The sequence below is a fragment of the Cupriavidus sp. 86D6 genome, from assembly GCF_057815095.1.
Map to the genome: position 1 here is coordinate 25845 of NZ_JBYPSB010000003.1, position 24935 is coordinate 50779.

24 protein-coding genes are annotated in these 24935 nt (G+C 65.5%); 17 read left to right on the forward strand and 7 right to left on the reverse strand.

What is annotated here, in order from left to right:
* Positions 1–47: 47 nt before the first annotated feature.
* A complete protein-coding gene (locus AC3G88_RS09140) occupies positions 48–233 on the forward strand; it encodes a rubredoxin (RefSeq protein ID WP_153949192.1) in 186 nt (61 codons plus the stop codon).
* Between the two features lie 236 nt (positions 234–469).
* Here the strand turns inward: AC3G88_RS09140 and AC3G88_RS09145 are convergent, their stop codons facing one another.
* Positions 470–652 (reverse strand): hypothetical protein, encoded by a 183-nt coding sequence (locus tag AC3G88_RS09145; protein ID WP_092602616.1) that lies wholly within the window; start codon positions 650–652, stop codon positions 470–472.
* 273 nt (positions 653–925) lie between these two features.
* Between AC3G88_RS09145 and AC3G88_RS09150 the strand changes: the two genes are divergently transcribed.
* The 7 genes from AC3G88_RS09150 (at position 926) to AC3G88_RS09180 (ending at position 7643) form a co-directional block, all read left to right on the forward strand.
* Positions 926–1429: a hypothetical protein gene (locus AC3G88_RS09150; RefSeq protein ID WP_400394341.1), complete on the forward strand. Its 504-nt coding sequence runs from the start codon at positions 926–928 to the stop codon at positions 1427–1429.
* Between the two features lie 292 nt (positions 1430–1721).
* The gene (locus AC3G88_RS09155) at positions 1722–2888 is read left to right on the forward strand and encodes a cytochrome c oxidase subunit II (protein WP_488772806.1); all 1167 of its coding nucleotides are present in this window, start codon (positions 1722–1724) and stop codon (positions 2886–2888) included.
* Positions 2889–2902: 14 nt separating this feature from the next.
* Positions 2903–4660, forward strand: coding sequence for a cytochrome c oxidase subunit I (ctaD, locus tag AC3G88_RS09160; protein WP_488772805.1), 1758 nt, complete (start codon positions 2903–2905; stop codon positions 4658–4660).
* A complete protein-coding gene (locus tag AC3G88_RS09165; RefSeq protein WP_488772804.1) occupies positions 4657–5322 on the forward strand; it encodes a cytochrome c oxidase subunit 3 in 666 nt (221 codons plus the stop codon). Before ctaD ends, AC3G88_RS09165 begins: the two co-directional genes overlap by 4 nt.
* 13 nt (positions 5323–5335) lie before the next feature.
* Positions 5336–6034, forward strand: a complete 699-nt coding sequence (locus AC3G88_RS09170; RefSeq protein WP_153949197.1) for a heme-copper oxidase subunit III family protein — start codon at positions 5336–5338, stop codon at positions 6032–6034.
* 8 nt (positions 6035–6042) lie between these two features.
* Positions 6043–6399 (forward strand): cytochrome C oxidase subunit IV family protein, encoded by a 357-nt coding sequence (locus AC3G88_RS09175; RefSeq protein WP_488772803.1) that lies wholly within the window; start codon positions 6043–6045, stop codon positions 6397–6399.
* Between the two features lie 50 nt (positions 6400–6449).
* Complete coding sequence (locus tag AC3G88_RS09180) at positions 6450–7643, forward strand: DUF2252 family protein (RefSeq protein WP_488772802.1); 1194 nt, start codon at positions 6450–6452, stop codon at positions 7641–7643.
* Positions 7644–7731: 88 nt separating this feature from the next.
* Here the strand turns inward: AC3G88_RS09180 and AC3G88_RS09185 are convergent, their stop codons facing one another.
* Positions 7732–9162 (reverse strand): NAD-dependent succinate-semialdehyde dehydrogenase, encoded by a 1431-nt coding sequence (locus tag AC3G88_RS09185; protein WP_488772801.1) that lies wholly within the window; start codon positions 9160–9162, stop codon positions 7732–7734.
* Between the two features lie 258 nt (positions 9163–9420).
* Between AC3G88_RS09185 and AC3G88_RS09190 the strand changes: the two genes are divergently transcribed.
* The 4 genes from AC3G88_RS09190 (at position 9421) to AC3G88_RS09205 (ending at position 13766) form a co-directional block, all read left to right on the forward strand.
* The gene (locus AC3G88_RS09190; protein ID WP_488772800.1) at positions 9421–10878 is read left to right on the forward strand and encodes an MATE family efflux transporter; all 1458 of its coding nucleotides are present in this window, start codon (positions 9421–9423) and stop codon (positions 10876–10878) included.
* A gap of 425 nt (positions 10879–11303) precedes the next feature.
* Complete coding sequence (locus AC3G88_RS09195; RefSeq protein WP_153949202.1) at positions 11304–11765, forward strand: tripartite tricarboxylate transporter TctB family protein; 462 nt, start codon at positions 11304–11306, stop codon at positions 11763–11765.
* Between the two features lie 13 nt (positions 11766–11778).
* Positions 11779–13281 carry a tripartite tricarboxylate transporter permease gene (locus AC3G88_RS09200; RefSeq protein ID WP_488893355.1) on the forward strand — a complete coding sequence of 501 codons (1503 nt, stop codon included), beginning with the start codon at positions 11779–11781 and terminating at the stop codon, positions 13279–13281.
* 185 nt (positions 13282–13466) lie between these two features.
* A complete protein-coding gene (locus tag AC3G88_RS09205; protein WP_488772797.1) occupies positions 13467–13766 on the forward strand; it encodes a helix-turn-helix transcriptional regulator in 300 nt (99 codons plus the stop codon).
* 163 nt (positions 13767–13929) lie between these two features.
* Here the strand turns inward: AC3G88_RS09205 and AC3G88_RS09210 are convergent, their stop codons facing one another.
* The 4 genes from AC3G88_RS09210 to AC3G88_RS09225 form a co-directional block, all read right to left on the reverse strand.
* Positions 13930–14721, reverse strand: a complete 792-nt coding sequence (locus AC3G88_RS09210; protein ID WP_487522754.1) for a DUF4397 domain-containing protein — start codon at positions 14719–14721, stop codon at positions 13930–13932.
* Positions 14722–15072: 351 nt separating this feature from the next.
* A complete protein-coding gene (locus tag AC3G88_RS09215; protein ID WP_488772796.1) occupies positions 15073–17076 on the reverse strand; it encodes a protein-L-isoaspartate(D-aspartate) O-methyltransferase in 2004 nt (667 codons plus the stop codon).
* A gap of 161 nt (positions 17077–17237) precedes the next feature.
* A complete protein-coding gene (locus AC3G88_RS09220) occupies positions 17238–17669 on the reverse strand; it encodes a PRC-barrel domain-containing protein (RefSeq protein ID WP_488772795.1) in 432 nt (143 codons plus the stop codon).
* A gap of 101 nt (positions 17670–17770) precedes the next feature.
* The gene (locus tag AC3G88_RS09225; protein ID WP_488772794.1) at positions 17771–18325 is read right to left on the reverse strand and encodes a BON domain-containing protein; all 555 of its coding nucleotides are present in this window, start codon (positions 18323–18325) and stop codon (positions 17771–17773) included.
* Between the two features lie 327 nt (positions 18326–18652).
* Between AC3G88_RS09225 and AC3G88_RS09230 the strand changes: the two genes are divergently transcribed.
* The 5 genes from AC3G88_RS09230 (at position 18653) to AC3G88_RS09250 (ending at position 22575) form a co-directional block, all read left to right on the forward strand.
* Complete coding sequence (locus tag AC3G88_RS09230) at positions 18653–19315, forward strand: hypothetical protein (protein WP_488772793.1); 663 nt, start codon at positions 18653–18655, stop codon at positions 19313–19315.
* A gap of 21 nt (positions 19316–19336) precedes the next feature.
* Positions 19337–20098, forward strand: coding sequence for a meso-2,3-butanediol dehydrogenase (gene budC / locus AC3G88_RS09235; RefSeq protein WP_488772792.1), 762 nt, complete (start codon positions 19337–19339; stop codon positions 20096–20098).
* A 7-nt stretch (positions 20099–20105) separates the two neighbouring features.
* Positions 20106–21215, forward strand: a complete 1110-nt coding sequence (locus AC3G88_RS09240) for a flavodoxin family protein (RefSeq protein WP_488772791.1) — start codon at positions 20106–20108, stop codon at positions 21213–21215.
* Positions 21216–21287: 72 nt separating this feature from the next.
* Positions 21288–21938: a BON domain-containing protein gene (locus AC3G88_RS09245; RefSeq protein ID WP_488772790.1), complete on the forward strand. Its 651-nt coding sequence runs from the start codon at positions 21288–21290 to the stop codon at positions 21936–21938.
* 16 nt (positions 21939–21954) lie between these two features.
* On the forward strand, positions 21955–22575 hold the full coding sequence (locus AC3G88_RS09250; protein WP_488772789.1) for a UdgX family uracil-DNA binding protein: 621 nt from the start codon (positions 21955–21957) through the stop codon (positions 22573–22575).
* 38 nt (positions 22576–22613) lie between these two features.
* Here the strand turns inward: AC3G88_RS09250 and AC3G88_RS09255 are convergent, their stop codons facing one another.
* Positions 22614–24860: a catalase gene (locus AC3G88_RS09255; RefSeq protein ID WP_488772788.1), complete on the reverse strand. Its 2247-nt coding sequence runs from the start codon at positions 24858–24860 to the stop codon at positions 22614–22616.
* Positions 24861–24935 lie beyond the last annotated feature (75 nt).

Consider the following 24935-nt stretch of genomic DNA (forward strand, 5'->3'; position numbering starts at 1 on the left):
TATCATTCGCCCCGGACTGACCGATTGACGATCAAAAGGAGCGAGTGTTGGAGCAGGAAGCGATTGCCTACAAGACCTGGGTTTGCCTGATTTGCGGGTGGGTGTACGACGAGGAACAGGGTTGGCCCGAGGACGGCATCGCGCCTGGCACGCGCTGGGAAGCGATTCCCGAAGACTGGCGTTGCCCAGAGTGCGACGTCAGCAAGGGCGACTTCTCGATGATCGAGATCTGAGTTCCGGCGGGAATTCAGGGGATGTGGGAGTGCCTCTGCCGCAACTCCCTGCAAAGGCCGGCGCGGGCGCGCCGGCGCGCGCATCGCGTGTAGCGCATCCGGAAGGGATGGCTGCATCGCCATAGCGCGGACGCCACGGTCAGGACCAGCAGCGCCGCCATCAAGGCAGCGAGCAGTGTCAATGACATCGCGCCTCCTTCTCTCTCACAGGCGCTTCACTTCCAGCGGTCGCGCAGCTATATCAGCAGCGGCAACGCCTCCAGCACGAGCACCCCAAGGAGTACCCCGATGATTGCGCCCGCGCACCGGCAGCTGATACGCAGCGCCTTGGCGGCCACCGGGATCGCACCCATCGCCAACAGCCCGACGAGCGCCATGGGGATCAAAAACACAAGATCGTGCGCCTGTACGTGAATCATGGCGGTCTCCTGTCTTGTTTCGTTCTGATTCCAGTATAGGCCGTGGGTGGCGAATACAAGGCCGGAAGCGTCAGGGTTGTCCCGCAATGTTTGAAACGCTTGCAGAGTTCTGTCCTGCGGCGCATGTCGCGTCCCAGCGGCTCCGATGGGACCGTTCGTGCGCTGCGCCGCGCTGCACAACGTGACAGGAGGGTGGGCCGTCTGCATCTGCCGCGGCCGGTGTCCTATGCTGGACGCATGATGGCTATCGTCGGCCACCAATGGGAGGAAGCTATGGAACTTCACATGCATTCGCACCACTACGTGCGCCGCCTGCCCGACTGGTCTGCCGCCGCAGTATCGGGCCTGGCCGCAGGGGCGTTGCTGATCGTCGTGGAGATGTTCTGGTCGAGCATGGTGGCCGGCGTGCATCCGTGGGGCACCACGCGCCTGATCGCTGCCATCGTGATGGGCCCCGACGTGCTGCAGACGTCGATGTTCAGTGTCAGCACGGTGGCCGTGGCGCTGATCATTCACTTCGTGATCGGCATTGTGCTGGGGTGTGTGCTTTGCGCCATCATCGCGCCGTTCCAGCTCGATTCGAGCGTGGGCATGTCGATGCTGGTGGGCGCCGGATTCGGGCTGGTGGTCTACCTGTTCAACTTCCATGTGATGACGGCCGCGTTCCCGTGGTTCATCGACGCGCGGGGCTGGCATACGCTGGTGGGCCACCTGATCTTCGGCATGTGCATCGCGCTGTGCTACTGGAAGCTGGAATCGCGCGATGTCGTGCACTAGATACATCGTCTCGTGATGCAAGGTGTTGAGCGCATGGCATGGCTGTGAGCCACCGCCCGCGTGCGCCCACGGATGGCAGTTGGGACCAGGATGTCCCCACTGCCATTTTTGCTGTGCTGCACGCGTGACATGCCGGGTGCGGCCGCGCGAGTGTCTCCGAACGATATGGGGCACATGTCGCCTTGCAGTGGCCTGAACCGATGCACTAGTCTTATTCCACGTGCGTGAACGGGCGCACCTGCCTGCCCCTGCCTTCCGGCCCGTTCCCTTGCGTGCGTAAGAGGAGGGGGACATGGCGATCGCGGTCGTGCTCGTCATCATGGTCGCTGCTTCGGTGCTCTTTCATTTCCTGAGCCCGTGGTGGCTGACACCGCTGGCGTCCAACTGGAAACAGATGGACGACACGCTCACCATTACCCTCGTCATCACCGGCGCGTTCTTCGTCGGCATCAATGTGCTCCTGGGCTATATCGTCTGGCGCTTCCGGCATCGCGCGGGGCATCGGGCCGCCTACGAGCCCGAAAACCGCCGGCTGGAGCATTGGCTGATCGGCCTCAGCGCGGTGGGCATCATGGCACTGCTGGCGCCCGGGCTGATTGTCTACGCCGACTATGTCAGGCCGCCGCACGAGGCCATGGCGATGGAGGTGGTGGGCCAGCAATGGCAATGGGCATTCCGTTTTCCCGGCCGGGGCGGCACGCTGGGCACCACGGACCCGCGCTTCACCAGCGCCACCAATCCGATGGGCCTGAATCCGGACGACCCGAACAGCCAGGACGATGTGATCGTACTGGGTCCGGAAGTGCACCTGCCGTTGAACCGCCCGGTCAAGGTGCTGCTGAGATCGAAGGACGTGCTGCACGATTTCTATGTGCCACCGTTCCGGGCCCGCATGAACATGGTGCCCGGCATGGTGACCTCGTTCTGGTTCACGCCCACGCAAGTGGGCAAGTACGACATCCTGTGCGCGCAGCTTTGCGGCGTGGGGCACTACAACATGCGCGGCCATGTGGTGGTGGAGGAACCCGCGGCATTCGACGCCTGGCTGGCCAAGCAGCAGACCTTCGCGATGACCCAGGCCAAGGCGCCGCAGCCGGCCGCGCTGCCGGGAACCGGCGTTGCCCCCGGCGCGGGCGCCAGTGGCAACGTCGAGCAGGGTCGGGCGCTGGCGCAGAGCAAAGGTTGCGTGGCATGCCACAGCATCGACGGCACGCAGGGCGTGGGCCCGTCGTGGAAGGGCTTGTATGGCAGCACGCAGACGTTTGCCGATGGCAGCAGTGCCACCGTCGACGACGCCTTCCTGAAGAAGGAAATCGAGGATCCGCAGGCGCGTGTGGTCAAGGGCTTTGGGCCGGTCATGCCGAAGGTGCCCGTGACCGATGCGGAGGTGGCGGCGCTGTCCGCCTATATCCATTCGCTGGGCTCCGGCGCCGGTGCGGCGCCCCAGGCCGGGAAGTAGGCAAGGAGGACACGATGGCCTATGCCGACGACGCCACCCATCACGGTCCGCAGAGCTTCTGGACGCGCTACGTCTGGAGCCAGGACCACAAGGTGATTGCCGTGCAATACACGCTGGTGGCCATCTTCGTGGGGCTGGTCGGCGTGGCGCTGTCGAACCTGATGCGCATGCAGCTGGGGTTTCCGGGGAAGTTCGAGTTCATCGACGCCAACCGCTACTACCAGTTCGTCACCATGCACGGCATGATCATGGTGATCTACCTGCTGACGGCACTGTTCCTGGGCGGCTTCGGCAATTACCTGATCCCGCTGATGGTGGGCGCGCGCGACATGGTGTTCCCGTTCCTGAACATGCTCAGCTTCTGGGTCTACTTCCTGTCGGTGATCGTGCTGCTGGCCAGCTTCTTCGTGCCAGGCGGGCCCACGGGCGCGGGCTGGACGCTGTATCCGCCGCAGGCGATCCTGCCGGGCACGCCGGGGCATGACTGGGGCATCATCCTGATGCTGGTGTCGCTGCTGATCTTCATCGTCGCCGCCACCATGGGCGGGCTGAACTACGTGACCACCGTGCTGCAGGCGCGTACCGAGGGCATGACGATGTTGCGCATGCCGCTGGCCGTGTGGGGCATCTTCATGGCCACCATCCTGGCGCTGCTGGCGTTCCCCGCGCTGTTCGTCTCCGGGGTGATGATGCTGCTCGACAAGACGCTGGGCACCAGCTTTTTCATGCCGGCCATGGTGTCGATGGGCCAGCAGCTCAACTACAAGGGCGGCAGTCCGTTGCTGTTCCAGCACCTGTTCTGGTTCTTCGGGCATCCCGAGGTGTATATCGTGGCGCTGCCGGCGTTCGGCATCGTCTCCGACCTGGTCAGCGTGCATTCGCGCAAGAGCATCTTCGGCTACCGTACGATGGTCTGGGCCATCCTGGCGATCGGCCTGCTGTCCGTGGTGGTCTGGGCGCACCACATGTTCGTGAGCGGCATGAATCCGTACTTCGGCTTCTTCTTCGCCACGACCACGCTGATCATCGCCGTGCCAACGGCCATCAAGGTGTACAACTGGGTCATCACGCTGTGGCGGGGCGACATTCATTTCTCGGTGCCGATGCTGTTCGCCATCGCGTTCATCAGCACCTTCGTGATCGGCGGCCTGACGGGGCTGTTCCTCGGCAACGTCAGCGTCGACATACCGCTTTCCAACACCTATTTCGTGGTGGCGCACTTCCATATGGTGATGGGCGTGTCGCCAATCCTGGTGGTGTTCGGCGGCATCTACCACTGGTATCCGAAGGTGACCGGGCGCATGCTCAACGACACCATGGGCCGCATTCATTTCTGGGTGACGTTCGTGGGCACCTATGCGATCTTCTTCCCGATGCACTACCTGGGCATCATGGGCATGCCGCGCCGCTACTACGCCTGGGACAACTACAGCTTCATTCCGGAATCGGCGCATACGATGAACATGTACATTTCCATCGCGGCCTTCGTGGTGGCGGCGGCCCAGCTGCTGTTCGTCTTCAACCTGTTCTGGAGCCTGCGCCGCGGAAGGGTGTCCGGCCCCAATCCCTGGCGCGCGGCGTCACTGGAATGGCAAACGCCGCAGACGCCTCCCGTGCATGGCAACTGGGGGCCGCATCTGCCCGTGGTGTATCGCTGGGCCTATGCGTACAGCGTGCCGGGCGCCAGCGAGGACTTTATCGCGCAGAACGCGCCACCCGATGCCGGGGGTGGCGAGCCCGAGCCGTATCCCAGCCGGGGAGCCGTGGCATGAATGCCGATCCGATGGCGGCCGCTTCGGGAGCCGGCGTTTTCCGCGTATCGCCCGATTCGCCCGGCAGCGGCGCGGGCGGCGACGCCATGCACGGCCACGGCCAGCGTGCACCGGGCAGCACGGGGCTGTGGGTATTCATGGGCGTGGTGGCCGCGTTGTTCACGCTGTTCCTGGCGGCCTACGTCATGCGCATGGACAGCCCGGACTGGCATCGGATTGCCTTGCCGTGGCAGGTGTGGCTGTCAACGGGCCTGCTTGCGATGGCCAGCGTGGCGATGGCGGTGGCATCGCGTGCGGCCAGGGCTGGGCGCATGGCGCGCGCGCGCGGGGCGCTGCGGCTGGGCGGACTCGGCGCGTTGGCGTTCGTGGGATCGCAGCTTTGGGGGTGGGCGGCGCTTTATGCCGCGCATGTCGTGCCCGCCAGCAATCCGGCCGGCAGCTTTTTCTACCTGCTGACGGCCATGCACGGTCTTCACATGATTGGCGGGCTCGTCGCCTTTGCATTCGTGGCGTTCGATCGCGGCAGCGGCATGCGCACGCAGGTGCGCATCGGTCTTTGCGCCCGGTACTGGCATTTTCTGCTGGGCGTATGGATCGTACTGCTGGCCGCGCTGGCGTGGTTGACGCCCGAGCTCGTCAACTACATCTGCGGCCGGGGATGAGGGAGGTACACCGATGAGTTCGCAACTCTCCACCCCGGCGGCGTCGCCGCACGATCATCCGCCGGGCGGCCTGCGCGGCCTGGTCGCCGACTGGTCTTCGGACCAGCGCGCGTTCAAGGTGTCGTGGGGCAAGGCGATGATGTGGATCTTCCTGCTGTCCGACACCTTCGTCTTCAGCTGCTTCCTGACCGGCTACATGACCGTGCGGATCGCCACCACGGTGCCCTGGCCGAACGTGGCCGAGCTTTTCGGCATGAACATTGGCGGCCGGCAGGTGCCAATGCTGCTGATTGCGATCATGACGTTCACGCTGATCACCAGCAGCGGCACGATGGCCATGGCGGTCAACTGCGCCTACCGGCGCGACCGCATGAACTGCGCCAAGCTGATATTCGTGACGGCGTGGCTGGGCGAAGTCTTCGTCTGCATGCAGGCATACGAATGGACCAAACTCATCGTCCTGGAAGGAGTGCGGCCGTGGGGCAACCCGCATGGCGCTGCGCAGTTCGGTTCCGTGTTCTTCATGATCACGGGATTCCATGGCTTTCACGTGACGTGTGGCGTGATCTATCTGCTGGTGATCGCCAGCAAGGTGCTGCGCGGCCATTACGACATCGGCGGGAACTACCAGCCCGTGGAGATCGCCGGCCTGTACTGGCACTTCGTGGACCTGGTCTGGGTCTTCATCTTCGCGCTGTTCTACCTGTGGTGAGGCGCATCATGGCATCGACACCAACCCAAGCGGCGCCGCACGGCGAACCGGCCCAGGAGCACGGGGGGCAAACGCATTCGATCAAGCTGTACCTGAAGGTGTGGCTGCTGCTGTTCGTGCTGTCCACCATGTCGTACATGGTGGACTACTTCAACCTGACCGGGTACCTGCGCTGGTTCCTGCTTCTGCTGTTCATGTTGCTCAAGGCCGGGCTGATCGTTGCCGTGTTCATGCACATGGCGTGGGAACGGTTGGCGCTGATCTGCGCGATCCTGTTGCCGCCGCTGTGCCTGCTGGTGCTGGTATGGCTCATGGCTGCGGAAGCGGATTACACTTTCCTGACCCGCGGCGTGTTTTTCCGCTAGCGTCCCCATGCTGGCGGCGGGCGCCGCGACGTTTCCCAGGGACCTCGCACATGCACGCCGTCACCGAAAGCATCCTGCTCTACAACCATGGCCGCGACCCGGACCGGCTGACCATGAAGCTGGCCGCCATCGCGGCGGAGCCGTTCGCATTCTTCCGGGGCACCAACCATCTCTACGCGGCATCGCTGCGGGCCGAGATCGGGCTGGATGCGCCCCGCACCTATGTCTGCGGCGATCTGCACGTGGAGAATTTCGGATCGTTCAAGGGCGACAACGGGCTGGTGTACTTCGACCTGAACGATTTCGACGACGCGCTGGTGGCGCCATTTACCGTGGACGCCGTGCGCATGCTGTCGAGCGTGCTGGTGGCCGCGCACCAGTACGGCCTGTCCGAAGCGGACGCCCACGTGGCCTGCGCCAACATGCTGGGCGAATATACCCATACGCTGCGCACCGGCAAGCCGCGCTGGATCGAACGCGCGACGGCAACCGGGCTGGTGGCCACGCTGCTGCGCCAGGTGAAACGCCGCCGGCGGGGGGCGCTGCTGGCGGCGCGCACCACGCTGCGTGGCGGGCGCAGGCGGCTCAATCTTGACCGGCGGGCGCTGCGCGCCGAACGCGATGCGCGCGAACGGGCCGCGCATATCCTGGCCCTCTACTCGCAGCAGGAGCATCACGGTCATCGCTTTGTTGCCGAAGATGCCGCCCGCCGCGTGGCCGGCGTGGGCAGCCTGGGACTGGAACGCTACGTCGTGCTGGCGCATGACACGCAATTCCCCACATCGCAACGACTTATCGATATCAAGCGCGCGGCGCCCAGCGCCTGGCTGGATTTGCAGCGTCACCAGCCGCACTGGAGCAGCGACGCCCAGCGCGTGGTGACGACCCAGCAGATCATGCAGGCGGCCTCGCCGGCGCTGCTGTCATATGTCGCGCCAGGCCGGCGCGAGTCGTTTGTCGTCAAGAGCCTGCAGCCGACCACCGATCGCGTGGACCTGGCGTATTGCCGTGACAAGGCCGCATTGGTCGATGTGCTGGCCTGCATGGCGCGCGCGGCTGCCTGGGCCCACCTGCGTGGCTGCGGCCATCAGGCGGCGGACCGGATCGAGAAACTGCAGGATTACGCCGCGGGCGGGCGCTGGCAGTCGATGGCGCTACGGCTGGCCCGGCACGGCCGCGACGTGTCGCTGGCGCAGTGGAAGGCGTATGCGGAGGACTACAGGAAGGCCAGGGGCGGAAAGTAAGGCGCAGGGGCGGTGAACAACAGGCGGGGACAGCAAGGGCAAGGCGGAAGGCGCCCCTCTCCGGGTGGGAGAGGGGCCGCAACGGCGCTTAGACCTGCGTAATAAACTTGGTCACGAGGTAGCCGTCGAAGGTCTCCTGGCCGCCTTCGCTGCCGATGCCGGAATCCTTGATGCCGCCGAACGGCGTTTCAGACAGCGCCATGCCGAAGTGGTTGATATTGACCATGCCGGCTTCCAGGCCGTTCGAGACCTGGTGGGCCGTCTTCAGCGAGTTCGTGAACACGTACGAGGCCAGGCCAAACGGCAGGCTGTTCGCGCGGCGCAGTACTTCCTCGGTGTCCTTGAAGCGGGTCACCGGCGCGACCGGGCCGAACGGCTCGTCCACCATCAGCTTTGCGTCGTCGGGCAGGTCGGTCACCACGGTGGGGGCAAAGAAGAAGCCCTTGTCGCCGATGCGCGAGCCACCGGCGACGATCTTGCCGCCACGATGGTTGGCATCGTCGAGGAACTGTTCCATCGAGGCAATACGGCGCTCGTGCGCCAGCGGGCCCATTTGCGTACCGTCGTCGAGGCCGTTGCCGACCTTGATCGATCCGATCACCTCGGTAAAGCGCGCCAGGAAGCGGTCATATGCCTTTTCCTGGACGTAGAAGCGCGTCGGGGACACGCACACCTGGCCGGCGTTGCGCAGCTTGAAGCGAGCCAGCATCTCGGCGGCCGGCTCGATGTCGGCGTCATCGAACACCAGCACCGGGGAATGGCCGCCGAGTTCCATCGTCACGCGCTTCATGTGGGCGCCGGCCATGGCCGCAAGCTGCTTGCCCACCGGCACCGAGCCCGTGAACGAGATCTTGCGCACGATCGGCGACTCGATCAGGTAAGTGGACACTTCGCTCGGCACGCCCCAGACGATGTTCAGCACGCCCGGGGGCAGGCCTGCATCGTGGAACAGGCGCGCCAGTGCCACCACGGCGCTGGGCGAATCCTCGGGGCCCTTCAGGATCAGCGTGCAACCGGCGCCGATGGCTGCCACGATCTTGCGGATGGCCTGGTTGAACGGGAAATTCCACGGCGTGAACGCGGCGCAGACGCCAATCGGCTCGCGCACCACGATCTGACGCACATTGGGATTGCGCGGCGGAATCACGCGGCCGTAGATGCGGCGGCATTCCTCGGCGTGCCACTCCGCGTGTTCGGCGCAGATGGTGACTTCGGCCACGGCTTCGGCCAGCGGTTTGCCCTGGTCCAGCGTGATGTCGCGGCCGATTTCCTTGGCGCGGGTGCGGGTCAGTTCCGCCACGCGGCGCAGAATGGCCGAGCGTTCCAGCGGTGACGTTTTCTTCCACGTCTCGAAGGCACGCTGCGCGGCGGCCAGCGCGCGGTCCAGGTCGGCCTTGCTGGCGTGGGGCAGCTTGCCCAGCAGTTCCTGGGTGGCCGGGTTGATGACGTCCTGCTCGCGCCGGTCGCCTCCCTTGACAAATTCTCCATCGATGTAGAGGGCGAGATCCTGGTACGCCATGCGTGTCTCCTGTACGGGTTGGGACGGCCGGCCGGCGGCCGCGAACGATCGGTCGGAAAGCCGCAAGCTTAACGCGTCGCGGCTAAATGCGCATAGAGATCAGCGGTGGTCGATAATCGGCCGGGGCGTGTCAGCGCAATGCCGGTGGCGCGGCGGCGGACCGCCAACTAGACTGGCGGGTCCGCTGCCCGCTCCCGACTCATCCAACCGCGCCCTGCTGGTCTTTATTGCTGCAGTGCGGAAAAAATAGATTCCCCTATGAAGCCCGATGCCAGACTGACCACCGGCCCGATTGGCCGGACGCTGCTGATGTTCTCGCTGCCCGTGCTGGGCAGCAACATCCTCCAGTCGCTGAACGCCTCGATCAATTCAGTGTGGGTGGGCCGCTATCTGGGCGAAGCGGCACTGACCGCCACGTCCAACGCCAACATCATCCTGTTCTTTCTGCTGGGCGTGGTGTTTGGCATCAGCATGGCCAATACGATCATGATCGGCCAGGCTATCGGGGCACGGGACATCGACGAGGCGCGCCGGGTGGTGGGCACCAGCACCACGTTCTTCGTGGGCATGTCCGTGCTGGCATCCGCGCTGGGTTTCGTGTTCACCCCGCAGATCCTGGCGGCAATGCAGACGCCGCACGATGCCGCGCCACTGGCCGTCATCTACCTGCGCATCATTTTTGTCGCGCTGCCGTTCATGTATTTCTACAACTTCGTGATGATGACGCTGCGCGGCGCCGGAGACTCGCGCACGCCGTTCTATTTCATGCTGCTGTCGGCGGTGCTCGATGTGGTGCTGAATCCGGTGCTGATCTTCGGCGTCGGGCCGCTGCCCGCGCTGGGCATTGCCGGATCGGCGCTGGCCACGCTGATTGCCCAGCTGACCAGTCTGGTGGCGATGATTGGGCTGCTCTACCGGCGCAAGCATTTCCTGCTGCTGCATCGTACGCAACTGGCGCTGCTGAAGCCCGATGCGGCCATCCTCAGGGCGCTGGTGGCCAAGGGCCTGCCGATGGGCCTGCAGATGGTGGTGATCTCGTCGTCGGCCATCGTGATGATGTCGCTGGTCAACGGCTACGGGTCACAGACCACGGCCGCCTACGGCGTGGCGTCGCAGCTGTGGACCTACGTGCAGATGCCGGCGCTCGCGGTGGGCGCCAGTGTGTCGTCGATGGTGGCGCAGAACGTGGGCGCGGGCCTGTGGGCGCGCGTGTCGCGCATCACGCAGGTGGGCCTGCTGTTCAACGTGCTGATGACGGGCGCGCTCGTGGCGCTGGTCTACCTGTTCAACCGCCATTCGCTTGGCATCTTTCTGGGCGACGACAGCGTGGCCATCGAGATCGCCCAACACATCAACCGCGTGGTGCTCTGGTCGTTCATCCTGTTCGGCTTCACGATCGTGGTGTTCGGCACGGTGCGGGCAACCGGTGCGGTGATGGCGCCGCTGGTCATCCTGTTCATTTCGATGTGGGTGATCCGGCTGCCGTTTGCCTGGGGGCTGGCCGGTCATATCGGGGCCGAATCGATCTGGTGGAGCTTTCCGCTGGGTTCGGTGGTCTCGGTGGCGCTGGCCTTCCTGTACTACCGTTTTGGCAACTGGAAGCGCAGCCATATCCTGCCCGCCACGCCGCAACCCGAAGCGGTGGGCCAAGCGCCCGACACGAGCATGGGATGTCCGTGCGAGGACGTCGACGCAGGCGCCGAAACGGTCCGCTGAAGAAAAAAGACGCATGCACACATGCATCAGGCCCTCCGCATGACAACACATATGATTTCCACGGCCCGCGGCCCGATGCATCTGTAAGCCAGTCGAAAGCTGCGCGGCACCCCGGACGCCGCGCGGCCGCTTCACTGCGCAATCTTTCCTTTCATTCGTCTTACCACTCTGCCTTTCAGTTGGCTTGCACCGATGTCGTCGATGCCGGGCATTTGTATCACGATGTGATGTATTGCGGCAAGGTGCCCGCCGAAGTGGAGATCGGGAAATACCCTAAACCCAGACAAATGAAAGGCGGCTGAAAGTTCCTATTTTTATCGTTCGCCCCATCGCGTCGAACGTGTCCACACTCGCGCGTTCGCAGCGTGGCGTGCCAGAGCCGGTGAACCACGCGTACCGCTTTCACAACTTTGAGGAGAATCGTTTTGCGCATACGCAGCCAAAAGGACTTTGCCTCCGGCCTGATGTTCGTTCTGGTCGGCCTGGGCTTTTCCTTCGTCGCTCGCGGCTATTCCATGGGAACTGCCGCCAAGATGGGCCCCGGATATTTTCCGTTCCTGCTCGGGCTCGTGCTTGCACTGCTGGGCGCGGTCGTGACGATCGGGGCCCTGTCGTCCAAGGGTGAGCAAGACCAGCTCGCCCGCTGGGACCTGAAGATCCTGTTGTGGATTCTCGGTTCCGTCGTGCTGTTCGGCCTGCTGCTCAAGCCGCTCGGCATGGTGTTGTCGGTGTTCGTGCTGGTGATCGTGTCGTCGATGGCCAGCCATGAGTTCAGCTGGAAGGGCGCGCTGCTCAACAGCGTCGTGCTCGTGCTGATCAGCATGGGCGCGTTCGTGTACGGCATCAACCTGCAGATGCCGGTGTGGCCTGCCTTCATCACCGGCTAAGGAGTCGCCTCAAATGGAATTGTTTGAACACCTTGCCTTGGGCTTTTCCACGGCACTGACGCTGCAGAACCTGGCGTACGCGTTTCTGGGCTGCGTGCTGGGTACGCTGATCGGCGTGCTGCCGGGCCTCGGGCCTCTGGCCACCATCGCCATGCTGCTGCCGGTCACGTACTCGCTGCCGCCGGTCGCTGCACTGATCATGCTGGCCGGCATCTACTACGGCGCGCAGTACGGTGGTTCCACCACCGCCATCCTGGTGAACCTGCCCGGTGAATCGTCGTCCGTTGTGACCACCATCGATGGCTACCAGATGGCACGGCGCGGCCGCGCCGGTGTGGCGCTGGCCACTGCCGGTCTCGGTTCGTTCTTCGCCGGTTGCGTGGCCACGCTGATCCTGGCCGCATTCGCAACGCCGCTGTCGGAACTGGCGTTCAAGTTCGGCCCCGCCGAGTACTTCTCGCTGATGGTGCTGGGCCTGATCGGTGCCGTGGTGCTGGCTTCGGGTTCGCTGCCGAAGGCTGTGGCGATGATCGTGCTGGGTCTGCTGATGGGTCTGATCGGTACCGACGTGAACTCGGGCGCTGCGCGCTTCTCGTTCGACGTGCCTGAACTGACCGACGGCATCGACTTCGTGGCGCTGGCCATGGGTATGTTCGGCTTCGCGGAAATCATCGCGAACCTCGAACAGAAGGAAGCCCGCGAGACGTTCACGAACAAGGTGACGAACCTGTTCCCGACCAGGGAAGACTTCCGGCGCATGGTTCCTGCCGTGCTGCGTGGCACGATGCTGGGCTCGGCGCTGGGTATCCTGCCGGGCGGCGGCGCGGCACTGGCTTCGTTTGCAGCCTACTCGCTGGAAAAGAAGACCTCGAAGTACGCACACGAATTCGGCAAGGGCGCCATCGAAGGCGTGGCAGGTCCGGAATCGGCCAACAACGCCGCGGCACAGACGTCATTCATCCCGCTGCTGACGCTGGGTATCCCGCCGAACGCCGTGATGGCGCTGATGGTGGGTGCGATGACGATCCACAACATCCAGCCGGGCCCGCAGGTCATGACCAGCAACCCGTCGCTGTTCTGGGGCCTGATCGCCTCGATGTGGATCGGCAACCTGATGCTGATCATCCTGAACCTGCCGATGATCGGTATCTGGGTGAAGCTGCTGACCGTGCCGTATCGCTTCCTGTACCCGGCCATCCTGACGTTCTGCTGCATCGGCGTGTACTCGGTCAACAACCAGACCTTCGACGTGTTCATGGCAGCCGCCTTCGGTGTGATCGGCTACCTGTTCCTGAAGCTCAAGTGCGAGCCGGCGCCGCTGCTGCTGGGCTTCGTGCTGGGACCGATGATGGAAGAGAACTTCCGCCGTACGCTGCTGCTGTCGCGTGGCGAGTTCACGGTATTCTTCACCCGTCCGCTGTCTGTGGGCCTGCTGATTGCCGCAGCCGCCCTGGTTGCCGTGGTGGCGCTGCCGTCGATCAAGGCAAAGCGCGAAGAAGCGTTCCAGGAAGAATAACGCTCCGTGGCGTTCCTGAACGATCGCGCCGCCCAGGCGGCGCGACACTAGCAAGCTTTCGGGGTGCCACTGCGTGCACCCCGTTTTTTTGGCATTCAAGACGATGAGGGCCTGGCTGCGCAAGCAGTCTCGGGCTGCGCATGATGATTAGACTTACCGCACCTCTGGCTGCGTCACCTGCGCCTATGAAACCGCCTTCGCTCGACCGGATCGTTTCCCGGCTGTACATCCTCAAGCTGGTGCAGTCCAGCCCATCCACGGTGTTCAACCTGATGGAGCGTCTGCGCGAGCGCGGCATCGACAAGAACATCCGTGCCTTGCGGCCAGTGCTGCGCAGCCTGATGATGGCTCGCGCGATTACCGCCGAGCTGGTGGAGGGCAACGGGCGCGTGTACACGATCACCGATCAGGGCCGTGCCGAGCTGGATAGCTACCTGTCGCACCTTGCGGTGCTCAAGGACGAAGCCGGCATCGGCCAGGACTGACCGAGGCGGACCCGCCGGGATAGCCGGGGCGTCTGCCGGAAGCCGCTGGCGGTCGTGTGGACACTGCGGCGGATAGATTAAACCTGGCTGCCCCAGGAAAAACGCCCCGATGCCGCAAGGGCATCGGGGCGTCGCTGCCGAAAGGACCGGCGCAGGTCTGGCGTTACTGCGACGATGTCTGCGTCACCAGTTCCTGGGCCGTCGCATTGTTGGTGTTGCTTTGGGCCACCAGCACCTTGATCTTGTTCGGCACCACGGCGCCAAAGCCATCGGCCGGGATCGTGGTAATCAGCCAGTCGGCGTTCTTGCTGATGGTCAGCGCGCCCGAGTCGAAGATCACGTTCTTGGTGCCCGCCGTAGTGATGCGCAGGCGATAGGTGCCACCATCCACATATTGCGAGTCCTGGCCCGACGCTGGTACGGCGGCCTTGTACTGAACCGATGCCATGTTCGGCGACACCGAGTTCAGATCCACCGCGGGCGTGGTCAGGTACACGTCGATGTTCTGCGCGTTGATCGACGCATTGAAGGTCCGCACGCGCGCCGACGTATCAAGCAGCCCCTTGCCATACGGATCGTCAATCTGCGCCACGTCGGCGGTCGTGGTGCCGGGCAGGGCGATCACGGTGTACTTGTGGCCTGTGTGCGCATCCACGGTGGCCGAGCCAATCTGCGTCGACGTGCCCGTCAGATTGAAGGCGAACAGGTTGTTGCCCGTCGAGACGTCGAAGTAGCCCGACACTGTCTTGTACGGGATGTTCGTCAACGACGTCTTCGCGCCATTCTGCAGCACGTCGACATTGGGGCCTGCCGTGACTGCATGGATCACGCGCACCGCCGGCTTGCTGACGCCGATGCGGTCATCGATGCCGTCGTCGCCACCGCCGCAGGCCGCCAGTACGGCGGTCGTTGCCAGCGCCAGTCCCAGAATGATCCTTTTCCTGAATTGCGTCATGCTTTCACCTCGTTTCCGTTTGAAGTTCAGGGAGCGAGCCAGACATGCCTGCGACGACAGAATCTCCCGGCACCGACGTCGCGGTGCGTACCAAGGAAGATGCGTCGTTGCGTGCGATGCGCGCCGCGCTCGGCAATCGTTGATGCGGGTTGCAGCTGGCAGCCTTGTGTCATTGCGCTTGCCGTGATGACACGATAGGCATCCGGCCACAGGCGAAACAGACGCGGGGCTCCGAAATGGCTGTCGGAGGAATCCGACAATTTGGTTGCAAAGCTGACACACGCGCGTACGTTTCAAACGCTGGGCGAGTTGTCGCGCGATCGATGCATCCGCCGGCCTGCGGGGGACGCGCTAGAGGCCGAAAGGCCACGTCTCTGGCATGCCCATGCCGGGCGTCTGGTCCACGGGCAAGGGCGTGACGGCCGAGGTCTCCTCGAACCAGACCCACCCGTCGAACTGTTCTGGCAGCACCGCGCGTGCATAGTGGCTGACCAGTTCGGTCTCTGGACGGTAGATAACGCCGATAAACCGCTCCTGCCGGGGCGCCATCAAGGCCGCGCGCAGCGCCGCGCTGGAGGACGCCACATTGCCGCGCAAATCCACGAATGCGCGCGGCACCTCGGCTTCATGGGCGACGAAGCCGTAGCTGTCGGTCCGGGCGGGCAGCACGCGCTTGACCTCCATCGGACCATCCCAATCGGAGGCCGCCGCCACAGTGCCGACATAGGTGTCCTGGCCGATCAACGCTGCGCGGGTTCCGAAACGCTCGCGGCACAGTTGCCCGATGTTCAGTTCCTGGCGGTCGGTGCCCATGGCGGTGGCTGCCGCATTGCCAATATGCGAGTTGTGAGCCCAGACCACCGCCTTGGCGTGCTGGCCGTGTGCGTCGAGCAGGCGGGTGAGGACATCGAACATGTGGGTGTCGCGCAGGTTCCAGCTCGCGGCGGCACCGTAGTACATCAGCCGATAGTACTGTTCGGCCGACGCAACGAGCCGCGCGTTCTGGGCCGCGTCGAAATAGTCTTCGAAGCCTTGGGTGCCGTAGTCGATGCGTTGGGCCAGCAGCGACTGCAACTGCGCGATCACGGCGTCTTCGCATGCCGAGTATGCGCCTGACAGGACCGCGCGACCGTAGACAGCGGGCTGCTGCCGCCAGGGGTCCAGGCAGGCGTAGCGTTGCCGCGCCTCGGCCGCCGCTGCGGGGTCGATCCTGTCGAGGTAGGCCAGCACCGACGCCATCGACGCCTTCATGCTGTACAGGTCCAGCCCGAAAAAGCCCGCCTGGTCTGGCGCGGGGCGCTGCGCGTTGTAGCCGCGCAGCCATTGCACGAACGCCGCCACCTCCTGGTTGCGCCACATCCATGTAGGGAAGCGCGAGAACGGCGCGAACGCGTCGATGCCGCTGCTGGCCCGGGCGCCGGACGGCGGCGGCCGCTGGCGCACATAGCGGTCGATGGAGGCGGCGTCGGGCCAGTCCGCTTCCACGGCAACGATCGTAAAGCCGTGCCGTTCGATGAGCCGCTGCGTGGCGCGGGCACGGGCGCGATAGAACTCCGACGTGCCGTGCGACGATTCGCCCAGCAACACCACGCGGCAATCGCGGAAACGGTCGATCCAATCGGCAAAGTCGGGGGCGTCGATATCGGGAAGCGGGATCGCCGCATCGGCGAACGCCCGCGCAGCGGGGCTCATGTTGCCCGCGCGAGGGTCCTCCCATCCTTGCTCGCCGATCAGCGGCACGAACATGACCTGTCCGAGGTCGTCGCGCGTAATGCGTCCATCGGCCTCGCGAACGAGCCGCACCAGCGTTTGCTGCGAATGCAGGGCGCCCAGCGGCATGATCAACGCGCCGCCCGGTGCCAGCTGCTCGATCCATGCATCCGGGATGCGGGGGCCTCCCGCCGTGGCGATAATGGCGTCGTACGGTGCGCCCGCGGGCCAGCCAAGCGTGCCGTCCGCAATGTGAATCTCTACGTTCGATATACCGAGCGCCGCGAGCCGTCCGGCCGCTGCGTTCGCCAGCGCACCGTGCCGTTCCACGGAGACAACGTGGGCCGCGACGCGCGCGGTCACAGCGGCCGAATAGCCCGACCCTGTGCCGATCTCCAGCACGCGCGCAGCGGGCGACAGGCGCGCCGCTTCAATCATGCGCGCGACGATATAGGGCTGGGAGATCGTCTGGCCCTGTCCGATGCCAAGCGGCGCATCGTCGTAGGCGCTCGGCGTGGCCGCCTCGGGGACGAACCGCTCACGCGGCACGTCGCTCATGGCTTGCAGGACACGGGCATCCACGATGCCGCGCCGGCGTAGCTGCAGCGCCACCATGTTTCGGCGGCGATCAGCGGGGGTATCCATTCGGTGCCCCGGACATTGCGGCGGCTACCGCGCCGGCTTTTGAATCACCGGTTTGTAAGGCGTGCAGTCGCGGGTAGATACGCGCCCCCGCCGACGCCGCGCACCCGTGTGGTACGAATGCGCGGTGGCAGTCGGCGCGACGCGTCATCCGGTGGCGAAGGTCAGACGGGGCCGCCCACATTGGTCCAGTACGGGTCGCGGCCGTAATACTGGTGGACGGTGGTGGCCCACTGCGGATCGGCCATTCTCGGCCAGCTGTCCTTGTTGAAGCCGGGGGAGTTCTTGATGCGGTCGGCGGTCATTCCAAGCCGGAAGCACTTCGCGTCGGTGTCCATGACCAGCGCGCTCCAGGGAATCGCATGCAGCGTATCGCCAATGCCAAGAAAGCCGCCAGTCGTCAGCACGGCGTATGCGACCCGCCCGCTTTGAACGTCGATCATGATCTCCTTGATCTCGCCCACGTGCTCGCCATCGGACGCATAGACCTTCGTGTCGTCGAGGCTAGACGCGGCCATGACTTCGGGGCCCGGGCCTTCGCCCACGCCCGAACCGACGATGCCGGCGCCCTGGGAGGAAGAGAGATTGGATGCCATTGCAGTCTCCTGTGATGTGCCATCGGAAACCACCGTGGCGCAACAAGCGTGCCCGTCGATGTCACTGGCACCGACTGCCGCTTGCGTCGCCCGGCGACTGCTTATCCGGTAACGGCTAGTTCCAGCTGGTTGCGGATCTCATGGGACGGCAGGCATTCCTGCGCCACGCGTCCGATCCGGGCTTTCGTTTGCACGTCGTGCACGTGCCCGGTCAGCACGCAGACGCCGTCCGAGATCGTTGCCTTGACGGTGCCGGGATCGACCCACTGGGCCAGGCGCTCGTCCAGCACCTCGCGCTGCTGGATGGCGCTGCGTGGCGCGATGGCCTGCATGTCGACGTTGTCGTACTGGCCAAGAGAAGCGGGCCCGGGCAATGGTCGGGTGGATTCGGCCATGGTGGGCGGCGCGGCCGGGCGCGGCGCGGTGCCGTACATGCCGTGCTGTTCGATGCCGGCTGGTTCCGTCGTGCCGCACGGCGAATAGCGGGGCGTGGGAGCGTTATCGAGATGCGCAGGCATGGCCTGCTCGTATTGGCGCTTTCGATGATCGTCGCTCACGCCGCTGTGGCCGCCATAGCGATGGTTCGTCAGCGGCGCGCTGGTTTCAGGGCCGGCCGGGTTCTCCAGCTGCACGCCTTCCGGTGTCGTGTCGCTCATGGTTGCGCTCCTCATGCATGGGTTGCGAAGGGCTTTAGTCGACGCATCGACCGTGCCAGCCCGCAAAGGCACGACGCAGAGCACGGATGCAGCCGTTGCACGTACATCTGACGATCGGGCGGAGATTTTTACTACCCAATGGTCTATTGCGGCACCGCACGCGCCACATGCCGGCGACGCTGCGTTGCCGGCCCCGGCGGGTGACGGCAGGTGGCGCAAAGGCGGGATCTGACGCTTGAAGGCACGGCGTGCTGGAGCGGCCCGTCACCCGGCATGGGCGTTGCGAGGATCGTGCAGATCTTTCATCCACCGATTGGGAGAAAAGGCATGAAATCAGGCAAGCTGATCGCGATGACAGCAGTCGTGCTGTGCACGGGCGCCGTATATGCGCAGACAGGCAGCGGCGTGGGTGCAGGGGGCACCGGTGGCGGCGCCGGTTCGACGTCGCCCGGCGCGACGACGGTGCCCGGCGGTACCGGCTCCAACGCTGCCGGAAATCAGGCGGGCCAGCGCGGCCGCGCCAATCCGTCGAACTCGGGCAATCCATATGGCGCGCCGAATACGCGCCCGGGCACGGGGCCCACTGACAGCAGCAACTATGGCAGCGCGACGCCGTCCCCGGGCATGCCTGGGACGACGGGGACGCCGGGTACCGTGGGCAGGCCCGGCACGCCGGGAACGCCGGGTACTGCCGGCAGGCCCGGTACTTCCAGCGTGAACCCTGGCGACGGCAGGACCGATACGCCGACTGGCCTGCCACCGGGAACGGGCATGACGCCGGGCGGACGCGTGCCGGGCGGCAGCGCGGGAAGTGGCACGACGGGTGGCGCCACGGGCACCGGCACCATGGGTGGCGGTACCTCGGGCGGCGGGGTGGGTGGCACCTCCGGTGGCGGGATGGGCGGCACCTCGGGCGGCGGGATGGGCGGCACGTCTGGTGGCGGCGCGGGTGGCGGCGCGGCGGGCGGCGCCGGCGGTGGCGCGCGGTAATCGGCACCGGGGAGGAACACCATGAACCGGTTCCAGGACAAGGTCGTGATCGTGACAGGTGCGGGCTCGGGCATCGGCGCAGCGGCCGCGCGCAGGTTTGCATCGGAGGGTGCGGCCGTGGTACTGGCAGGGCGCACACGCGACAAGCTCGAACGGGTGGCCAGCGATTTGCCGAACGCGCAACGCCTCGTACAGGTGACCGACGTGAGCCAGCTCGACCAGGTGGAAGCCCTGGTCCGCGCCGCAGTGGATCGCTTCGGCAAACTCGATGTCATGGTCAACAACGCCGGTGTGGCGCCTGAGGGCCGTGCGACGGAAGCCAGTGTGGAGGATTGGCGCACTGTCATGGCGACCGACCTCGACGGGGTGTTCTTCGGCGCACGGGCAGCGCTGCCGCACCTGATCCGCACCAAGGGCTGCATCGTCAATACCGCGTCGGTGTCGGGGCTTGGCGCCGACTGGAAGCTCTGCTTCTACAACGCGGCCAAGGGCGGCGTGGTCAATCTGACGCGCGCGCTGGCGCTGGACTATGGCCGCGATGGCGTGCGCATCAACGCGGTGTGTCCCACGCTGACGCGCACCGACCTGACCGTCGACATGTTCAAGGACGAGGCGCTGCTCGACAAGTTTCGCGAGCGCATCGCACTGGGACGCACGGCGGAGCCGGACGATATCGCCGGGGCGATTGCCTTTCTGGCCAGCGACGATGCGCGCTTCATCACGGGCGTGAACCTGCCCGTGGACGGCGGCCTGAGCGCGTCGAACGGCCAGCCGCCGCAGTAACCGGACGATGGCGGACAAGCAACGGCAGGCCCCCCACGCAGAGGCCGCGCAGGACGTGCGCAAGGGGCAGGTCACGGCACAGATGCCGCGCGAGGTGTTCCGCGAACGCTTTCGCGCCCGGTTTTATGACCCCGCCTTCCGGACCGAGGACGCCGCGATCGACCGGCTGGAAGCCATCGCGTGGGATGCCTACCGCGAGGGGCGCAAGGCACCCGTGACCGCGAAGGCAGGCCCCGGTGCGGCCGATCCGGACTACGACCTGTCCGTCGAATGGCGCCAGTCGCGCGATGCCGTGCGCGATGCGCAGCGCGAGCATGACGATCCTGCCAGCCCATCGCGTGTGCTGCTCGTGGTTGGCGCGGCCAGGAATGACTACACCTGTCCTGGCGAGATCTCCAAATCGTGGCGCCTGGCCGGCATCGCCCGGGCAAGGATGGAAGCCCTGCGGATGACCGTCGACACGCTGGACCTGAGCCTGCTGACGTCCGATCCGGACCGGCATATCCACCCCTGCAAGGGGTGTGTCTCCACGTCGATGCCGCTTTGTCACTGGCCATGCAGTTGCTATCCGAACCATTCGCTGGGGCAGGTCAATGACTGGATGGCAGAGATCTATCCGCGCTGGGCCCGCGCGCATGGCGTGCTGATCGTGACGCCGACCTACTGGTATCAGGTAGCGAGTCCGCTGAAGCTGATGATGGACCGGCTGGTCTGCGCCGATGGCGGCAACCCCGATCCCAGCAGCACGCATGGCAAGAAGGTTCCGGAAGCCAAGGCGCTGGAACTGCAGGGCTGGGACTATCCCAAGCACCTGGCGGGCCGCGTCTTCGGCGTGGTGGTGCATGGTGACGTGGCGGGCATCGAAGGCGTGCGCCGGTCGCTGTCGGACTGGCTGAACTGGATGGGACTGCTCGAAGCGGGTCCCCAGGCACAACTCGACCGCTTTATCGGGTACTACGCTCCCTATGCCACGTCGCACCGGGCGCTCGACGCGGATACGGGCGTGCAGAAGGAGGTCGAGAATGCCGCCGCTGCCGTGGCGCAGGCCGTCACATTGCGCCGGCAGGGCAGGTTGCCCGCCGTGGGCGAAGACCTGAAGCCGCCGCGTCCGAAGTAACCGGGCAGACCCCGGTGCGCACGGCATGCTTCTTGCGCCAGCCACGATATCGGCAACCATGAGGAGCGGATCATGTTCGATTTTTTGCGCCGGCACAGGCATGACCCTGCCGGCGACGAAGCCACGCGCGATGCGGCACGCGATACCGAACCGCAGCGCCGCGAGTCCCGTGCGTCGTCCGGCGCCGAGAGCTGGCGTGCCAAGGCGCACCGCGACCGCGACCAGCGCCACGATGAGCCCGGCTATGGCGGTGCCGGGTACTTTGGCAACAGCGACAGCGGTGGCCAGTCATTCAACGGTGCCCAGCGCGTGTATCCCCGCGATCCCGGCTACCGCGCGCATCCCACGCAGCAGGTCAATTCCGCGCGTATCGGCGCCGCGCGCCATGCCGGCCCGAAAAACTACCAGCGCGCCGACGACCTGATCCGTGACGAAATCTGCGAGCGGCTGACCCTGCACGATGGCGTCGATGTGTCGGAGGTGTCGGTCGAGGTGGCCGCCGGCGTCGTGACCCTGTCCGGCATGGTCGAGGACCGCTATGAAAAGCACCTGATCGAGGATATCGCCGATGATGTGTTCGGGGTGCAGGATGTCGAAAACCGCATCCGCGTGCAGCGTCGTGAAGATCTCCACGACCGTAGCGATGGCCGGGTCGATAACGGGGCCGCGTCCGGGCAATCGGCATCCACGGCGCCCTCGGAGCGAACCCTGAACCTGAGCTGACGGTACAGGCCTGCGCATGGCGGCGAAGCGAGACATCCCGATTGCCGATGCGGCGCACCTGAATGCGTGCCGACGCTGCGACCTCTGGCACGACGCCACGCAGGCCGTGCCGGGCAAGGGGCCTGCGCACGCGCCGCTGATGCTGGTCGGCGAGCAGCCCGGCAACGACGAGGACCTCCGGGGCGAAGCCTTTGTCGGGCCCGCGGGGCGCCTGCTGGACGAGGCGTTGGCGCGGGCCGGCGTGCTGCGCAGCGCCGTCTACGTGACCAATGCCGTCAAGCATTTCAAGTTCGAACTGCGCGGCAAGCGCCGCATGCACAAGACGCCTGGGCAGCTTGAAGTCGAGGCCTGCCACCTGTGGCTGGAACGGGAAATCGCACAGGTGCGCCCCAAGGCCATCGTGGCGCTGGGCGCTACCGCCGCCGGGTCGGTACTCCACCGGAAACGCGTGACGCTGTCGGAACTGATGCGCGCACCTGTTGCGTGCGACGACATGCTGGTGGTCGTGACGTACCACCCCTCGTTCGCCTTGCGCCAGCGATCGTCAGAGGCGCGCGACGCGGCGCTGGACAAGATTGTGGCAAGCCTGCGCGAAGCCGCTCGCCTGGCCCATCTGGACACCGCGCGTACAGGCTGACCTGGCCGGGTGCAACGCCGGCCGGTCAGCCGCACCGCCTAGGCCGGAATCTTCATCGCATCGGGCCGTTGCCACCAGCGGTGCTGGCCCACCGCGTCGAGAAACGCCTGATGGGTCTTGGCATCCTCGCTTTTGCCGATCACCAGGCCCGGACCGGCAAAGCCGCCCTGTATGCCGGCGCGCCGCGCGGCTTCGGCCACCAGCATTGCACCGCTACCGCCGGCACCCACCGCCTTGAAGTGCTTGTAGGCCTCGCTGACGAACAGCAACGCGCGCGGATCGGGGTCAGCCGGCGGGTTCTTGCCGTCTGGCACGTAGACCGCATCGAACAGCACCGAGCCGACGGACGCCAGTGCATAGTCCACCGGCAGCGCGGCGCCGCCTGCCGTGGTCACGCTGCTGGCGCGCGGGCCGACGATCTTCGCGCTGGCGCGCAGCCCTTCAGCCAGCGATTGCAGCGACTGGATCGCGGCATCGTCCACGCCGTCGTTGACCAGCACCGCGATCTTGCGGCCCGTGATGTCGCCCTTGGGTTGCGCGTCGAGGCTCAGCGCAGGCGATGTCTGCACGCCATAGTCGTTGATCTGCACCGCCGGCCCGACCGGCTCCACGGCGATGCCCAGCTGCTGCGCCACGCCGTCTGCCAGCTCCTGCGCGATATGCACGATCTGCCCCACCACGCGCGAGCGGATGGCCGGGTCCTGCACCTTGGACAGCTCGAAGCTGTAGGCGTCGATGATCTGCTGCTTTTCCACGTCGGACTGGCTGCGCCAGAACAGGTTGGCCTGCGAGAAGTGATCGGCAAACGTATTGCTGCGCACGCGCGCCTTGACCGCGCCATCTTCGGCCGGCGCCGGATAGTGGCGGTACGCGTCCTTGTCGCCGGCCAGGAACGGGCAGCCGCCACTGACCGAGTTTGGCTGATAGCTTTCCTTGCCCTGCACCACGGTTTGCCGCATGAAGCCGTCGCGCTGGTTGTTGTGGACCGGGCATAGCGGGCGATTGATCGGCAGCTCGTGGAAGTTGGGACCGCCCAGCCGGGTGATCTGCGTGTCGATGTACGAAAACAGGCGCGCCTGCAGGAGCGGATCGTTGGTGAAGTCCATGCCGGGCAGCAGGTGCCCCGGGTGAAACGCCACCTGTTCGGTCTCGGCGAAGAAGTTGTCCGGGTTGCGGTTCAGCACCATCCGCCCGATGCGCTTCACGGGCACCAGTTCCTCGGGGATGATCTTGGTCGGGTCCTGCAGATCGAAGCCCAGCTTGAGCATGTCGGTCTCGGGCACCAGCTGCACGCCGAACTCGTATTCGGGGTACTGGCCCATCTCGATCGATTCCCAGAGGTCGCGCCGATGGAAGTCGGGGTCCTTGCCATTGATCTTCAGCGCCTCGTCCCAGATCAGCGAATGGGCGCCGCCCACGGGCTTCCAGTGGTACTTGACCAGCGTGGCCTCGCCCCTGGCATTGATGAGCCGGAACGTGTGGACGCCAAAGCCCTCCATGGTGCGGAAGCTGCGCGGAATGGCGCGGCCCGACATCGTCCACAGCACCATGTGCATCGATTCGGGCTGCAGCGAGACAAAATCCCAGAACGTGTCATGGGCCGACGCCGCCTGCGGAATCTCGTTATGCGGCTCCGGCTTCACCGCATGCACGAAGTCCGGAAACTTGATGCCGTCCTGGATGAAGAATACGGGGATGTTATTGCCCACCAGGTCGAAGTTGCCCTGGCGGGTATAGAACTTGGTGGCAAAGCCGCGCACGTCGCGCGCCAGGTCGGCCGATCCGCGCGAGCCAGCGACCGTCGAGAACCGCACGAAGACCGGCGTCTTTTCTCCGACGCGGGTGAACAGTTCGGCCGTCGTGTAGTCCTCGATGGACTCGGTCAGCTCGAAATAGCCGTGCGCTGCCGCGCCGCGCGCATGGACCACCCGCTCGGGGATGCGTTCGTGGTCGAAGTGCGTAATCTTTTCACGCAGGTGGAAATCTTCCAGCAGCGTGGGGCCCCGCAAACCGAGCTTCAGCGAGTCGTCATCCTCGGGAATCTGCAGGCCCTGGTTGGTGGTCAGCGTCTTGCCGGCGTTCGATACGACGTTGCCGACGCTGGGCGATCCCAGCCGCTCGGGGCGGCCGGAAAGGCGGTCTGCCACGGCTTTTTCGTAGGTGCCGTCCTGATTGCTGCCGGATGCGCGGTCCTGGCTGGGATTGTCGCCGGAGTGCTGGGGCGTGGTCTGGCCCGTAGGCACGGTCGTCGCTGAGGTTGGCTTCGGTGGGGACTGATCGGGCATGACGGCGCCTCCTTTGCGTTCCATGACGTATTGGGGAACCGTTTGTTCTGCAGAATGCGTGCCATGCCCGCACGC